This is a genomic window from Geoalkalibacter sp. (assembly GCF_030604225.1).
Classification (GTDB): Bacteria; Desulfobacterota; Desulfuromonadia; order Desulfuromonadales; family Geoalkalibacteraceae; genus Geoalkalibacter.
In genome coordinates this window covers 1-14,117 of record NZ_JAUVWH010000086.1, presented here as the reverse complement: position 1 = coordinate 14,117, position 14,117 = coordinate 1, and the positions used below count along the sequence as shown (strand labels likewise).

At 63.9% G+C, this 14,117-nt stretch carries 13 protein-coding genes; 1 reads left to right on the top strand and 12 read right to left on the bottom strand.

Annotated elements, in window-relative coordinates; all coding sequences use genetic code 11:
* From dxs to xseA, 4 genes are all read right to left on the bottom strand, one after another.
* Positions 1-1,745, bottom strand: a 1,745-nt coding sequence (gene dxs / locus QAT43_RS10220; protein WP_305042969.1) for a 1-deoxy-D-xylulose-5-phosphate synthase, incomplete at its 3' end; no start/stop codon positions are given.
* 149 nt (positions 1,746-1,894) lie between these two features.
* Positions 1,895-2,785 carry a polyprenyl synthetase family protein gene (locus QAT43_RS10215; RefSeq protein WP_305042968.1) on the bottom strand — a complete coding sequence of 297 codons (891 nt, stop codon included), beginning with the start codon at positions 2,783-2,785 and terminating at the stop codon, positions 1,895-1,897.
* Between the two features lie 81 nt (positions 2,786-2,866).
* Positions 2,867-3,094 carry an exodeoxyribonuclease VII small subunit gene (gene xseB / locus QAT43_RS10210; RefSeq protein WP_305042967.1) on the bottom strand — a complete coding sequence of 76 codons (228 nt, stop codon included), beginning with the start codon at positions 3,092-3,094 and terminating at the stop codon, positions 2,867-2,869.
* A 63-nt stretch (positions 3,095-3,157) separates the two neighbouring features.
* Positions 3,158-4,369 carry an exodeoxyribonuclease VII large subunit gene (gene xseA / locus QAT43_RS10205; RefSeq protein WP_305042966.1) on the bottom strand — a complete coding sequence of 404 codons (1,212 nt, stop codon included), beginning with the start codon at positions 4,367-4,369 and terminating at the stop codon, positions 3,158-3,160.
* Between the two features lie 72 nt (positions 4,370-4,441).
* Between xseA and QAT43_RS10200 the strand changes: the two genes are divergently transcribed.
* A complete protein-coding gene (locus tag QAT43_RS10200; RefSeq protein ID WP_305042965.1) occupies positions 4,442-5,314 on the top strand; it encodes a ParA family protein in 873 nt (290 codons plus the stop codon).
* Between the two features lie 7 nt (positions 5,315-5,321).
* On the opposite strand, the gene QAT43_RS10195 is transcribed toward QAT43_RS10200, so the two are convergent.
* The 8 genes from QAT43_RS10195 to QAT43_RS10160 all read right to left on the bottom strand — a co-directional run bounded on the left by QAT43_RS10195 (position 5,322) and on the right by QAT43_RS10160 (position 13,970).
* Positions 5,322-6,365: a divergent polysaccharide deacetylase family protein gene (locus tag QAT43_RS10195; RefSeq protein ID WP_305042964.1), complete on the bottom strand. Its 1,044-nt coding sequence runs from the start codon at positions 6,363-6,365 to the stop codon at positions 5,322-5,324.
* Between the two features lie 64 nt (positions 6,366-6,429).
* Positions 6,430-7,734 carry a S41 family peptidase gene (locus QAT43_RS10190; RefSeq protein ID WP_305042963.1) on the bottom strand — a complete coding sequence of 435 codons (1,305 nt, stop codon included), beginning with the start codon at positions 7,732-7,734 and terminating at the stop codon, positions 6,430-6,432.
* A gap of 36 nt (positions 7,735-7,770) precedes the next feature.
* Positions 7,771-8,907 (bottom strand): murein hydrolase activator EnvC family protein, encoded by a 1,137-nt coding sequence (locus QAT43_RS10185; protein WP_305042962.1) that lies wholly within the window; start codon positions 8,905-8,907, stop codon positions 7,771-7,773.
* 15 nt (positions 8,908-8,922) lie between these two features.
* Positions 8,923-9,819, bottom strand: a complete 897-nt coding sequence (ftsX, locus tag QAT43_RS10180) for a permease-like cell division protein FtsX (protein ID WP_305042961.1) — start codon at positions 9,817-9,819, stop codon at positions 8,923-8,925.
* Positions 9,812-10,477, bottom strand: coding sequence for a cell division ATP-binding protein FtsE (gene ftsE, locus QAT43_RS10175; RefSeq protein WP_305042960.1), 666 nt, complete (start codon positions 10,475-10,477; stop codon positions 9,812-9,814). Before ftsE ends, ftsX begins: the two co-directional genes overlap by 8 nt.
* Before the next feature lies 1 nt (position 10,478).
* Positions 10,479-10,892, bottom strand: a complete 414-nt coding sequence (locus tag QAT43_RS10170) for a type IV pilin protein (protein ID WP_305042959.1) — start codon at positions 10,890-10,892, stop codon at positions 10,479-10,481.
* 7 nt (positions 10,893-10,899) lie between these two features.
* Complete coding sequence (locus tag QAT43_RS10165) at positions 10,900-11,391, bottom strand: type II secretion system protein (protein WP_305042958.1); 492 nt, start codon at positions 11,389-11,391, stop codon at positions 10,900-10,902.
* Positions 11,392-11,396: 5 nt separating this feature from the next.
* A complete protein-coding gene (locus tag QAT43_RS10160) occupies positions 11,397-13,970 on the bottom strand; it encodes a cohesin domain-containing protein (protein WP_305042957.1) in 2,574 nt (857 codons plus the stop codon).
* Between the last annotated feature and the right edge of the window lie 147 nt (positions 13,971-14,117).

Below are 14,117 nucleotides of genomic sequence, written 5' to 3'. Positions count from 1 at the left end.
GCGGTGACGGCGGTTTCCTCGAAAAGTTCGAGGACCGCGGAGCCGAAGCCGCCCTGCAGGGCGTTTTCCTCGCAGGTGACGACGAAGCCGGTGCGCTGGGCTTCGGCGAGGAGCAGGGTGCGATCGAGGGGCTTGAGGAAGCAGGCGTCGACCACCGCCATCTCAATGCCCTCCCCCGCCAATTCCTCGGCGGCGGCCAAGGCCTCGCCGACCATGGTGCCGAGGGCGAAAAACACCCCGTCCTGGCCTTCACGCAGTTTCTCGCCCTGGCCGATGGGCGCGGGGGTGATCTTGGCGGGCAGCTTCAGGCCCAGGGACTCACCGCGCGGGTAACGCAAGGCGAAGGGGCCTTCATGGCCCAGGGCGGTGGCGAGAGCGCGGCGCAGTTGGACCTCGTCGCGCGGCACCATGAAGGTGAGATTGGGGATGTGGCGCAGGTAGGAATAGTCGAACACGCCGTGATGGGTGGGGCCGTCGGCGCCGACCAGCCCGCCGCGATCCATGGCGAAAATCACCGGCAGGTTCTGCAGGCAGACGTCATGGAGCACGTTGTCGTAGGCGCGCTGCAAAAAGGTCGAATAGATGGCGACCACCGGCCGCTGGCCGTGGCAGGCAAGCCCCGCGGCGAAGGTGACGGCGTGCTGCTCGGCGATGCCCACATCGAAGAAGCGCTCGGGGAACCGTTTGGCGAAGGTTTCGAGGCCGGTGCCCTCGATCATGGCGGCGGTGATGGCGATGAGGCGCGGGTCCTCCTCGGCCAACTCCACCAGGGTGCGGCCGAAGATGGAGGTATAGCTGGGCGCGGCCTTGGGATTCTTGGCGATCTCGCCGGTTTCGGCATTGAAGGGCCCGACACCGTGAAAGGCGGACGGATTGACCTCGGCGGGCGCGTAGCCCTTGCCTTTTTTGGTCAGCACATGCACCAGGGAGGGGCCCTTGAGGCGCGAGACGTTGCGCAGGGTTTCCTCGAGTTCGGCCTGGTTGTGGCCGTCGATGGGGCCGACGTAATCAAAGCCGAAGGCCTCGAAGAGCATCCCCGGGGTGAGAAAGCCTTTCAGGGAATCCTCGGCACGGCGCGCCAGGTTGACCAGGTCGCGGCCAAAGCCGGGCAGATGGGTGAGCAGGTTCTGCGTTTCCTTCTTGAAGCGCACGAAGAGATCCGAGGTCATCTTGCGGCTGAGAAAGGAGGAGATGGCGCCAACGTTGGGCGAGATGGACATCTCGTTGTCGTTGAGGATGACGATGAGGTCCTTTTTCAGATGCCCGGCCTGGTTGAGGCCCTCGAAGGCGAGTCCCCCGGTGAGGGAACCGTCGCCGATCACCGCCACCACCTTCTCGTCGCCGCCCTGGGCGTCGCGGGCGGCGGCCAGCCCCAGGGCCGCCGAGATGGAGGTGCTGGCATGGCCCACGTCGAAGCAGTCGTACTCGCTTTCCTCGCGCTTGGGAAAGCCGCTCAGCCCGTCGGCCTGGCGCAGGGAGCAGAAGCGCTCGCGCCGCCCGGTGAGCAGTTTGTGGGTGTAGGCCTGATGGCCCACGTCCCAGACGATGCGGTCGCGCGGCGTGTCGAACACCCGATGCAGGGCCAGGGTCAATTCCACCACGCCGAGATTGCTGGCGAGATGGCCGCCGGTCACGGCCACGGCAGTGACCAGCTCCTGGCGGATCTCCGCCGCCAGGTCTTCAACCTGGGTGAGACTGAGGTCGCGGATCTGGGCGGGGGATGTCAAACCGTCGAGAAAACTCATGGGATGCCTCGTTGCGAAGATGAAACCGAAAAACCGTCTGGACGCGGATCAACGCGGAAAAGCCAGGATCAAAACGGATCAAAAATAATCAAAAAAAGATTTTATCATCCGCGTTCATCCTGAAAATCCGCGTCCCGTTGGATTGTGAGCTAGGATGACCGCTCGACGATGTAACGGGCAATGGCGCGCAGGGGCTCGGCCGGGGCGCCCAGGGGCTCGATGGCGGCCAGGGCCAGATCCTTGAGCTCGCGCGCCCGGCAGCGGCTGGCATCGAGACCGATGAGCGCCGGATAAGTGGCCTTGCCGCGCTCGGCGTCGCTGCCGGCCGCCTTGCCCAGGGTGGAACTATCGCCCACCACGTTGAGAATATCATCGGCAATCTGAAATGCCAGGCCGGCGGCGCTGCCGTAACGGGTCAGGGCGTCGAAGGCGGTCTCGTCGGCGGCGCCAATGAGCGCTCCGCTCTGCACCGAGGCAAGCATCAGGGCGCCGGTCTTGCGGGTGTGGATGTATTCGAGGGTGGGAAAATCGATCTCCTTGCCCTCGGATTCCATGTCCACCACCTGGCCGCCGACCATGCCCGTCGAACCGGCGCAGCGGGCGATGAGGTGGGTGACGCGCAGCAGGGTTTCCGCGGGAACCTCCGGGTTGAGAGCGCGATCGGCGAGCAGCTCGAAGGCTTCGGTGAGCAGGGCGTCGCCGGCGAGAATGGCGGTGGCTTCACCGTAAACCTTATGGTTGGTGGGGCGGCCGCGACGGAAATCGTCGTTGTCCATGGCCGGCAGGTCGTCGTGGATCAGGGAATAGGTATGAATCATCTCCATGGCGCAGGCCGCGGGCAGGGCCAGTTCCTCGCGGCCGCCGACGGCGGCGCAGGAGGCGAGAATCAGGATGGGCCGCAGGCGTTTTCCGCCGGCCATGACCGAGTAGCGCATGGCCTGATGGAGCTTTTCCGGCAGGGTATCGGCGCCGGGCAAATAACGGTCGAGGGCGGCATCGACCAGGGCGGTTTTGTCGCTGAGGTAGGCTTTGAGATCCAAGAGTCCTCCAGTGTGGTCATTTGTCATTGGTCAATTGTCGGTGGGCGGCGGTCGGGACATACCCTTTACCGTTGGCGTCCGTCACTCATCCTCGGCCGGGGGCTTGAGGGCGAGGTTGCCGTCCTGGTCCTTGACCAGCAACTCGATGCGGGTTTCGACGTCGCGCAGGGCCTTGCGGCAGGCCTGAGCGTTGCGCACGCCTTGCTCGAAGCAGGCCAAGGCCTCCTCGAGGGGCAGATCGCCGCTTTCCAGGCGCGCCACGGACTCCTCGAGCTGTTTCAGCGCCTGTTCAAAGGAAAGGTCGTTCATCCAAGCTTTCTCCTGTTTTCAAACCCTGGGTGCGGCGATTATTGCAACCCGCCGGAAGGAGGGTCAAGAAGTTTCCCCGTCAACGTTTTTGACTTCGGCGCTCAGGCGGCCCTCGGCGAGGCGGATATCGAGCCCCTCCCCGACCGCGAGATCCTGGGCGCGGCGCACGGCCTGCCCGGTTTTTTCCCGGAACACGATGGCGTAGCCGCGCGCCAGGACCGCCAGGGGCGAGAGGGCATCCAGGCGTCCGGCCGCCGCGGCCAGTTGCTGGTGGCGGCGATGCAGCTGCGCTTGCAGGGCGCGGGGCAGGCGCGCTTCCAGTTCTCGGCAGCGCGCCTGCCACTGCTTGAGCTGCTCGCGCGGCGAGCGCAGGCGCCGCTCCAGGCCTCCCAAGCGTTCGCTCAGCAGCGCCACCCGCGCCTCCATGCGCGCCGCCAGGCGCAAGCCCAGATGGTCGAGATGGCTTTCAAGTTCCAGGCGGCTTTTAGCGACCAGCTCGGCGGCGGCGCTGGGGGTGGGAGCGCGCAGGTCGGCGACGAAATCGGCGATGGTCACATCCGTTTCATGGCCCACGGCGGAAATGATGGGAATCCGCGAGCCGGCGATGGCGCGCGCCACCCCCTCCTCGTTGAAGGCCCAGAGATCTTCCAGGCTGCCGCCGCCGCGCCCGACGATGAGCACGTCGGCATCGCCCTGGGCGTTGAGCTCGGCGATGCCCGCGGCGATGTCGGCGGCGGCCGTGGCGCCCTGGACCAGGGCGGGACGCAGCAGCACCCGCACCCCGGCGCCGCGCCGGCGCAACACGTTGAGAATATCATGAATGACGGCGCCGCCCGCCGAGGTCACCACCCCGACGCAGCGCGGGAAAGCCGGCAGCGGCCGCTTGCGCGCCGCGTCGAACAGCCCTTCGGCGGCCAGGCGGGCCTTGAGCTGCTCAAAGGCCAGTTGCAGTCCACCGAGGCCCTTGGGTTCCATGGCCTCGACCACCAGTTGCAACTCGCCACGCGGCTCGTAGAGGCTCACCCGTCCCGAGCAGATCACCTGCAGGCCGTCCGCCGGGGTGAAGGGCAGCAACCGGTTTTGAGCGCGAAACATGACGGCGCGCACCTGGGCGCGCTCATCCTTGAGGGAAAAGTAGCAATGCCCCGAGGCGGGACGGGAAAAATTGGAGATTTCGCCCTCGACCAGCACCTGGACGAAATTGTCCTCCACCGTCTCCTTGAGCAGGGCGGCAAGGCGCGAAACGCTGAGGATCGGCACGGGCTGCTTCATCATGGCTGGACAATTGACAGAGGCGGCGGCTTGCCGCAATATAGGCAGGCGCATCCCACCCAAGGAGAACGTCCCATGACGGGACCCTACGTCGTTACCATTTCCAGCGAAAAGGGCGGAGTCGGCAAAACCACCCTCGCCACCAATCTGGCCATCTACCTCAAGGCCCTGGTCGAGGATCTGCCCGTCACCCTGCTGAGCTTCGACAACCATTTTTCCGTCGACCGCATGTTCCGTATCGGCCGCGCCGCCAACCCCGGCGCCGGCACGGTGCGCGAACTGCTCGCCGGCACGCCGCCGGAAGAGCTGCTGGAACTCGGCCAGTACGGCGTGCAGTTCATTCCCAGCTGGCGCGAGGTGGAGGAGTTGCGCCGCCAGACACGCACCCTGGCCGATCTCGGCCTGGTTCTGGCGACCTCCCGACTCTCCGGGGTGCTGATCATCGACACCCGCCCGGATCTCGACATCCTCACGCGCAACGCCTTGTTCGCCGCCGACCGGGTGATCGTACCGGTCAAGGACGCCCCCTCCCTGGAAAACTGTCGCCACCTGCACGAATTTTTCGACCGCTGCGGGTTGCCGCGCCGTACTCTGCGCCTGCTGCCCTGCCTGATCGACTCGCGCATCCGCTTCGACGGCCCCTTCAAGAACCTCAGCGAGTTGCTGCGTGCCTACGCCATCAACCGCGGCTACCGCTGCTTCGACGGCTATATCTCCAAAAGCCCCAAGGTCGAATCCCTCAACACCAACCCCGAAGGCAAAATCTATCCCGTTCTCACCTACGGACGCAACACCGAGGTGCACAGCCAGTTCACCCAACTCGCCCGCCAAGTTTACCAGGATCTGCAAAACACCCCGGTTCTACGCGCCATGGAAATCGCCCAACGCCTGGCCCAGAAAGAGGCCGAAAGCGCCCCCCAGCCCGCCGTCGACGGCGCCGCGTCCTAATCGCGACTCAGCCGCGCCGCAACAACTGAGAGACCCGCACCACCTCGATCCCGGCGCGGGCGAAGGACGCCTTCTCCAGCCGTAGTGCTTCCAGGGTCTGGGGATAGGGATGACAGATGGCGATGGCGCTGCCGTTTTTTTGCGCCAGACGGATCAGGCGCTGCAACTCGTGGCGGATCCTGCCCACGTCCTGTTCGTTGTCGAGAAACACATCGCGCACCGCGCGCGGCACGCCGAACTGCTCGGCGGTCGCCGCCGCCACCGAGGAGCCGCTGGTCAGACTGTCGACGAAAAACAACCCGCGTTCGGCGAGTTCATCCATCACCACCTGCATGCCGTCACGATTGCGCGTGAAGCGCGAACCCATGTGGTTATTGCCGCCCACGGCGTGGGGAACCTGCGCCAGGTGAAGTTGCAGGCGCCGGCGAATCTCCTCCTCGGCAAGATTATCCATCAGGGCGTTGGCACCGGGATTTTTCCGGGGGAAATCCATGGGTTCCATGGGGATGTGGACGATGACCTCGCGCCCGGCGCGATGAGCCAGCTCGGCGGTGCGCGCGCTGTGCGAAAGATTTGGCAGGACGGCGAAGGTCAGGTCTAGATCCAGGCCGAGCAGGGTGCGGGCCGCCTGCAAATCCTGGCCGAGATCATCGACAATGATGGCGACCCGAAAGGTGCCGGGCGGCGCGGCGATCAGCGGCTCCGGCGCGGGGGCCGCGGGCGGGACGGGGGCCGCGGGCGCAAGGGGTTCCGGTGCTTCCGGCGGCGCGGGTAGCGGGGCGGCGGGCGGTTCCTCGACGGGCGCCGGCGGCATGGCGATGATCGGCTGCGGCCGCTGCGCGGGCGGCGCCTTGACCGCTTCGCTCACCGGGGCCTTGGCCATCGGCGGGGCCGGAGTCAGGGACTGGCGCAGCATCTGCAGCAGACTCAGGCTGCCGACCAGAAACACCAGCAGAAACAGGGCCGCCAACCATACCTTGAGCTCCCGCGCCGTCGGCGGAGTTTTTTTGGCGGGCCGCCGGCCCTTGCGACTGCGCTTCTTCTTTGCCATGCCATCCACGCAAAAAACAAGGGGGGATGTGTTGATCCCCCCTCAGTGTGCCGATTAAAGAATCTCAGGCGGCCTTGGGGTCGAGTTTCTTGAGCAGTTGCCAGCCCTTGAGCAGATCCAGGGCGCGCATCAGTTGATAATCCTTGCGCATCTGCTCGTCGAGGTGAAATTGCGGCCCGCCCTCCGTGGGTTCCGCGCCATTCATGTGCTGTTCAAGATCCTTCTCGCGGATGTGACTTTCCTCCGCGGCCTCACTGACCTCCAGGGGATTCACCAGGATGTCGGGCGTGATGCCGCGGGCCTGGATGGAGGTGCCGTTGGGCGTGTAGTAGCGTGCGGTGGTCAGGCGCAACCCCGACTGATCGCCGAGGGGGATGATGGTCTGCACCGAGCCTTTGCCGAAGCTCTGGGTGCCCATGACCACGGCGCGCTGATGATCCTGCAGGGCGCCGGCGACGATTTCCGAGGCGCTGGCGCTGCCGCCGTTGATCAGCACGACCATGGGATAATCGGGCTCGGAACCGCTCTTGCGGGCGCTGAAGCGCAACTGGCTGGCCGCCTCCCGCCCCTCGGTGTAAACGATCAAGCCTTCGCGCAGGAAGGCGTCGGCCACCTCCACCGCCTGATCGAGCAGTCCGCCGGGATTGTTGCGCAGATCGAGAACCAGGCCCTGGAGCGTCCCCTGGTTTTCCTTGCGCAACAGATCCAGGGCCTTGTGCAGATCATCCCCCGTGCGTTCCTGAAACTGGGTGACGCGCAGATAGCCGAAGCCGTCCTCCAGGGTCTGGGCGCGGATGCTGCGCACCTTGATGATCTCGCGTTTGAGGGTGAATTCCTGGGGCTTGTCGAAGAGATCGCGCATGATGGTGATGGTCACCGTGGTGCCGGGCTTGCCGCGCATGAGCTTGACGGCATCCATGATGCTCATGTCCTTGGTGAAGCGATCCTCGATCTTGAGAATCTGATCGCCCGCCTTGAGACCGGCACGATGCGCCGGGGTGTCCTCGATGGGCGCGACGATGGTGAGAATGCCGTCACGAATGCTGATCTCGATGCCCAGCCCGCCGAACTCGCCGCGCGTATCGATCTTCATCTCCTGGTACATTTCCGGCGGCAGAAAGGAGCTGTGCGGGTCAAGAGCGGCGAGCATGCCGTTGATGGCGCCGTGGATCAAATCCTTAAGGGGCACCTCCTCGACATAGCTTTTGCGCACCAGAGCCAAAACGTCGGTAAAGAGATCGAGTTCCTGATATTCGGCGGGGCCGGCCTGGGCGACGGCCAGGCGATGGACCTTGTCCGTGGACACCAACCCGACCACCAGCAAAGCGACCAACAACAGGAAGATGACCGGCTTTCTACGTGGAGCCATGGAATCTCCTTCGGATGAGGGAAAAGGGCCTGCGCCTCAAGGACGTCCAAGCCAGGCGCGCGGATCCTGGGGCGCCCCACCCTGCCGTACCTCGAAATAGATGCCGCGCACCCCGGGCAATCCGGCTTGGGCGATGGGTTCACCTTGCTTCACCACGTCGCCGACGGTCTTGGCCAGCCGGGCACCGTGCGCGTACAGGGTATGGTAACCGTCACCATGGTCCAGAATCAACAGATTGCCGTAACCCTTGAACCAGTTGGCGAACACCACCCGGCCGTCCGCGACCGCCTTGATCGGGACGTCGCCGGTGGCACCGATTTCGATTCCTTGACTGTCGAAGGTGGTACCCAGTTCGGGATGGGTTTGCGGACCATAACCGAGGATGACCGGCCCCTTGACCGGCCAGGGCAGGCGCCCTTTGAGACTGGAAAAAACACCGCCGCCAGTATACCCACGGGATTTTTCCGCTTCAAGTTTTTTGACCAGCTTGGCCAGTTCCGCCGCCTGCTCGCGCAGTTCGCGCACCTGCTTGTCAAGGCCCGTGGCCTCCTGCTTGGTGCGCGCCAGCAAACGGCTTTTGAGCTGAGTCGCCTGCTGCACCGTGGCGCGGCTTTCCTTGACGCCGGCCAGCACCGCGCGCTGCTCGGCGCGCGAGGCTTCAAGCCGGGCGCGGGCGGTCTCGGCCTCGACCACCAGCTTGCGGAAATCGTTGAGCAGTTCCCGATCGTGGGCCAGCACCCGCGCCATGTAGTCATATTCCTCCGCCATGTGGGCGGGTGAGCGACTGGAGAAGAGAATGCTCATGGGGCCCGCCTCGCCCTCCTTGTACAGGGCGACGAGCCGGCGATCGACCAGCTTGCGCATCTGCTCGACGCGATCCCGGGCGGCCTTGGCTTCACGCTCGCGGTTGTGGATCTGGGTGCCCAGTTCGCGGTCACGGCGCTCCAACTCGCCGATCTGGCGATTGAGCTTGGCCAGATCGGCCTCCACCGCCTTGAGTTCCTTTTCCAGGGAGCGCGCGCCGGCCTGCTTGTCGGCCAGGGCACGGCCCGCGGCCTCGATGCGCGCCTGCACCTCCTGCAGGGTCTTGCGGCTTTCCTCAAGATTCTGGGCGCGTACCGCCAGGGGAAACAGCAGGCTCAGCAGCAAAAAGGTCCATGCGACGCTTCGCATCCCGATGCCCCGGCTTCAGATCCGCACGAATTTGCGCAGGGCGCCGAGACTGCCGAACACCCCGAGAAACAGCCCGAGGCCGATGAGCCCCACCAGGTAGGCAGGCGGCAGGAACAGCACTTCCGAGCCGCCGGCGGTGAACAGCAGGGTTCCCAACCCCTCGCGCAGGAACAGCCGGTAGACCAGATAAACGCCGCTCAGGGAGAGCAGGCCGCCGCACAGGCCCTGCAGGGCGCCCTCGATGATGAAGGGCGTTTTGATGAACAGGGGCGTCGCGCCGACCAGGGCCATGATTTCCAGTTCGTCCCGGCGAACGAACAGCGTCAAACGAATGGTGTTGGAAACGATGAACAACGTAGCGAACAACAGAAATCCACCCAACACCAGCCCCATCAGGCGCAGCAGCCCGAGAAAGGCTTCAAAGCGCACCAGCCAGTCGTGGCCGTAACGCAGATCGCCCAGGTCGCCGCGCGCTTTGAGAGCGGCCACCAGGTTTTCCACCCCCTGGCGGTTGCGGTAGTCGGGTTTCAGGGAAATTTCCAGGGATGCGGGAAGAATCTGCGGATCCACGCCCTCAAGCAACTCGGCATGTTGACCGAGGCGGCCGCGGAAGCGCTCGAAGGCCTGTTCGCGACTGACCACCTCGACCTCGGCGACTCCTTCGATCTTGCGGATGTCCCGCACCCGCTGGTCGAGCACGGCGGGCGCCGGCACCTGATCCAGGTAGGCCACCACCTGCACTTCCTGGCTCCAGCGCGCGGTGATCTTCTCCACATTGAAGACGATGATGACGAAAAAGGCGACGATGGTCAGCGACACCGTGACCGTCGCCACGGCGGCGATGCACAGAAAAGGGCTCTGCGCCATGTTGCGCAGGGCGCGGCGGAAAAAATAGGGCAGGATGTCAAACATGGCGATCTTCCACCACCCGGCCGGCATCAAGGGTGATCACGCGACGCGGAAATCGCCGGATCAGCTCGCGGTCGTGGGTCGCCATGACCACCGTGGAACCCCGGGCATTGGCGCTTTTGAACAGATCCATGAGCTCCAGGGTGGTTTCGGGATCGAGATTGCCGGTGGGTTCATCGGCCAGCAGCACGATGGGATCGACCACCAGGGCGCGCGCCACGGCGACCCGTTGCTGCTCGCCGCCGGACAGCTCCAGGGGACGTCGATTGAGTTTGTGTTCCAGTCCCACGTTTTTCAGCGCGGCATAGACCTTTTTGCTGATCTCGAAACGCTTGCGCCCCTGCACTTCCAGGGCGAAGGCGACGTTCTCGAACACCGTGCGCGTGCTGATCAGTTTGAAATCCTGAAAAACGATGCCCAAACGCCGCCGCACCAGGGGCAGCTGACGCGGGCCCATGCGCGTGATGTTGCGCCCGTCGAGGAGAATCTGCCCCCGATTGGGTCGCTCGCCGCCGTAGAGCAGCTTGAGCAAGGTCGACTTGCCGGCCCCGGAGGCGCCGGTCAAATAGACGAATTCGCCCTTCTCGATCTTGAGGGAGATCTGGTCGAGGGCGGACGAGTCCTTCTGGTAAGCCTTGCTGACGTTGTGCAACTGGATCATGCTACCACTCGCGATAGGGCACGCCGTTGAGACCGACAAGGTCGCTGCCGCTAAACACGTCGAACACCCAGCCTTCCTCGAGTTCACCGCTCTCACGGGGTTCGGGCGGAACAGTCAGCCAGGTATCGGCGCGGCGGGTGAAGGGATCGACGGGAATCAGGCGCAGATAGCGCGCGTCGATGAGAGCATCGAGGGAATCGGGATAGGCGGCGTTGTCGGCGAAATAGGCGTCGATGGCCTGGCGCATCTGATAGAGGTTTTCCGTCAAGGCCGCCTCGCGGGCGCGAATGACGCTGTGCTGATAGCTCGGCACGGCGATGGTCGCCAGGATGCCGAGAATCGTCATGACGATGAGGATCTCGATCAGGGTAAAGCCTCGGGAGCATCCCGCCGACCAATGGTGGTGTCTGCGCATCGGATCCTTACCAGGTGTTGTAGTAGGTGCCGTCGAGGGCCACCCCGTCGCTTTGGGAAAAAACATCATAGATATCCCCGCCCCCGTAGACCGTGGAATCGGGATCGTCCTTGTAGGCGCGCATGCCCCAGCCCTGGTCCCAGCGGTCGAAGGGGTCGCGGGGAATGCGGCGCAGGTACTTGCGTTTGTAGGGGTACAGGCCACCCCAGTCATTGCCCTCGACCAATTCCTCCAACTCCTCGGGGTAGCCGGTTTCATCGATGCTGGGAATGTAGCGACGCTCGGCCACCGCCCGTTTCCAGTCGGCATTGTACTCATCGAGGGCGGTGCGGATTTCGCGCAGGGCGCGCCGCAGTTCCACTTCCTTGCCGCGCTTGACGCTGATTTCGGCCAGGGGCATGGTCACCGCCGCGATCACCGAGAGGATGGCCATGGCCAGCACCAACTCGATGAAGGTCAATCCGGACCGGGACCGCAAAACCTGCCGCAGGGCGTTCATGGAACTCAGCGAACCTCCACCCGCTTGGCCGTGGGCACCACCGAAATCCGCTCCCCGGCGGGGTTGCGGAAATTGACGCGATCGACCTCGACCTGCGTCACGCCGGGCGCGCGGGCGCGAAATTCCACCCTGAACAATTCGCCGCCGCCGGACGCGCCGACGTCGCCGGTCCCCTGCTTGTAGCCCACGATCAGGGTTCCCGGGCGGGCGATGCTGGAGGTGAAAATCGTCGGCCGCTGACCGCTTTTTAGAAAATCGCCTTCCCGCGCGCGCACGAATTCGAGCTTGTCGGCATCGAAATTAAGATAAAGGGGCGCACTGTAGAGGCTTTGCACCTCGGCGACATTGATGCTCAGGGCAAAGGTTTCGCCCTGGCGCACCAGCTCCGGACCGCCCAAAAAGACCTGGCCCATGCCCGGCACTCCGGCGATCTCGATGGGCACGATGGGCGCCACGACAACCGCTTCAAGCTCGCGCGCAGCCACGGGAGGGGGCGTGGGCGGAGCCACCTGCGGCTCGGGCTGCGGAACGGGAACCGGCGCAATCGCCACGACCGGGGATTCCACGACCGGAGCAGGCGGCAAGGCCGGCGCGGAGGGCGGTGGAACGAAGGCCTGAGGTTCGCTGGGCAAGGCTGCCGGAGCCTGGGCCGGAGCCGGTGTCGGTTCCGCGGGCGGGGCTTCGTCGGGCACCGGCAAACGCGGTTCGCGCGGTTCGACCAGGCGTGGCACGGCCGCCGGATTGCCCTTTTCCAACTCGGGCGCGAACTCGGGTATGAAGGCGCCGAAGTTGGGGCCGGTGCGCAGATCATCCTCGCCGCCGGACCAGATGGTCGCCACCTCGGGCAGCGGCATTTCCAGGTTCTTGACGATGCGCGGGGTGATGGAAAGGAGTATTTCTCGCTTGATCGAATCTTCAGTGCGATGGGTAAACAGGGAGCCGAACAGAGGCAAATCGCCGAAGAAAGGTACAGAGCGCGAAACCTGTGCCTTGTTGTCGCGAATGAGTCCACCGATCACGGTCCGTTCGCCGTCGCGCAAGGTCAGCACGCTTTCAGCATTGGTGGTGGTGATGGTAAAAACCGAGGTGCCGCTCTCCAGGGTACGCCTGTCAGAGATGCTGCTGACTTCCAAGTTGAGCCGTGTGATGACGGAATTATCGAGCTGCACCGTCGGCTCAACGTTGAGCTTGACCCCGACATCAACGTACTGAACGTTATCGGAGCGTTGGGTATCCCCGGTCAGGGTGACGGTGATGACCGGCTCACGGCTGCCGATGTGCACCTTGGCTTTCTCGCGGTTTTTGACACGAATCTTGGGGCTGGCCAGCAATTCCGTGCCGGCGAGGGTCTTGGCAAAATCGAAGGTTGCCGCCGGCAACGTATAGAAACTTTCAAGGCCGGAGAGGCCACTGACCAGATTTTCGTTTGAACCACCGGAGGTCAAGGTATTGGAGACGATGGTCCCGCTGCCGGGATTGGACATGCCGAGGCTAATCGAGTAGGCATTGAGAAGCACGCCCAGACGCGATTCGTCGCCTCGGCTGACTTCGATGAGTTCGACATCAAACACGACCTCCGAATCAGCGCGATCGGCCGCCTCAAGGATCTGCTGGGAAAGGCGGATGACTTCGGGAAGATCGCGAATGACCAGGGCGTTAAGTTCCTCGTGCACGAAAATCCGCCGCAGTTGCAACATGGTTCGCAGCAGGTTGACCGCCTTCTTGGCATCGATGTTGGACAGGTAGAAGGTCTGGATGATGTGGTCTTCGTATTGCTTTTCTTTCTCCTTGGTCTTGCTGTAGAGCAGAATCGTTTTTGAGTTGAGAACCTTGCGGGCCAGACCCTTCATCTTCATGAGCAGTTCCAGAGCCTGGGCAAAGGTCGCATTTTCCAGAAACACGGTGACCTTTTCACCACGAATCTCTTCATCGAAGAGAAAATTGATGCCAGAGAGTTGCGAAAGGATGTTGAACACATCCTGCAAGTTGGCTTCCTGAAACTTGAGGGTGATCGGCTTGTCGGCGGTGACGTCGAGCTCAAATCCATCCAGGACCGTAACGTGGGCGGCGCGCACCCGCTCCATCAGGTCCCGGGCACCCTGGTTGCTCGGGTCAAGTTCCAGGGCGCGGTTGAGCACCTGTTTGGCATGAACGAACTTTCGCGAACGGAAAAAATTCTCCGCATCTTCGGTCAACCGCTGTGAACGAACTTTCCGTCGCACTGCTTCCAAATCCTGACGGGCGATATCCAAGGAGGGGTCGAAGTTGATTGCGAGCTGCAGCTCATTGATCGCATCAGGAAACCGACCATCAGCCGCCAAGCCAAGGCCGCGACGGTGGTGTTCGCGTCCGGCAAGCACTCGGGCCTCCTGCAATTTAAGTCGGTATTGGTGGCTGCTCGGATCCGATTCCAGGGCCTGGATGTACTTAGCAACCGCCAGATCGTACTGACCGGTGGCCATCAGATCATCACCACTGATCGCATTGGGCATGGTGGTGGCGCAACCGCTCAGCAGCATCCACAGGGACAAGACGCCGGCAATGGCGCGGCGGACCGACAAGGACAGGAACAGGTTCATCAGGACATCACCCTTGGCTGGGGTTGAAAACAATGCATGAGATTAGCGCCCCGCCGGGCGCGGTGGCGGCAGTATGCGCCGCGCCGCTCCGGGGGACGCGGCAGGAGCGGGCGGAGAACCAAAGGAACTGACCGCCGGGCGCTCCTG

Bases quoted from the DNA above. Each gene is read 5' to 3' on its own strand.
- QAT43_RS10200 (WP_305042965.1), top strand. From the start codon at position 4,442: ATGACGGGACCCTACGTCGTTACCATTTCCAGCGAAAAGGGCGGAGTC.
- QAT43_RS10195 (WP_305042964.1), bottom strand. From the start codon at position 6,365: ATGGCAAAGAAGAAGCGCAGTCGCAAGGGCCGGCGGCCCGCCAAAAAA.
- QAT43_RS10160 (WP_305042957.1), bottom strand. From the start codon at position 13,970: ATGAACCTGTTCCTGTCCTTGTCGGTCCGCCGCGCCATTGCCGGCGTC.
- QAT43_RS10170 (WP_305042959.1), bottom strand. From the start codon at position 10,892: ATGCGCAGACACCACCATTGGTCGGCGGGATGCTCCCGAGGCTTTACC.
- ftsE (WP_305042960.1), bottom strand. From the start codon at position 10,477: ATGATCCAGTTGCACAACGTCAGCAAGGCTTACCAGAAGGACTCGTCC.
- QAT43_RS10165 (WP_305042958.1), bottom strand. From the start codon at position 11,391: ATGAACGCCCTGCGGCAGGTTTTGCGGTCCCGGTCCGGATTGACCTTC.
- QAT43_RS10185 (WP_305042962.1), bottom strand. From the start codon at position 8,907: ATGCGAAGCGTCGCATGGACCTTTTTGCTGCTGAGCCTGCTGTTTCCC.
- xseB (WP_305042967.1), bottom strand. From the start codon at position 3,094: ATGAACGACCTTTCCTTTGAACAGGCGCTGAAACAGCTCGAGGAGTCC.
- ftsX (WP_305042961.1), bottom strand. From the start codon at position 9,819: ATGTTTGACATCCTGCCCTATTTTTTCCGCCGCGCCCTGCGCAACATG.
- xseA (WP_305042966.1), bottom strand. From the start codon at position 4,369: ATGATGAAGCAGCCCGTGCCGATCCTCAGCGTTTCGCGCCTTGCCGCC.
- QAT43_RS10190 (WP_305042963.1), bottom strand. From the start codon at position 7,734: ATGGCTCCACGTAGAAAGCCGGTCATCTTCCTGTTGTTGGTCGCTTTG.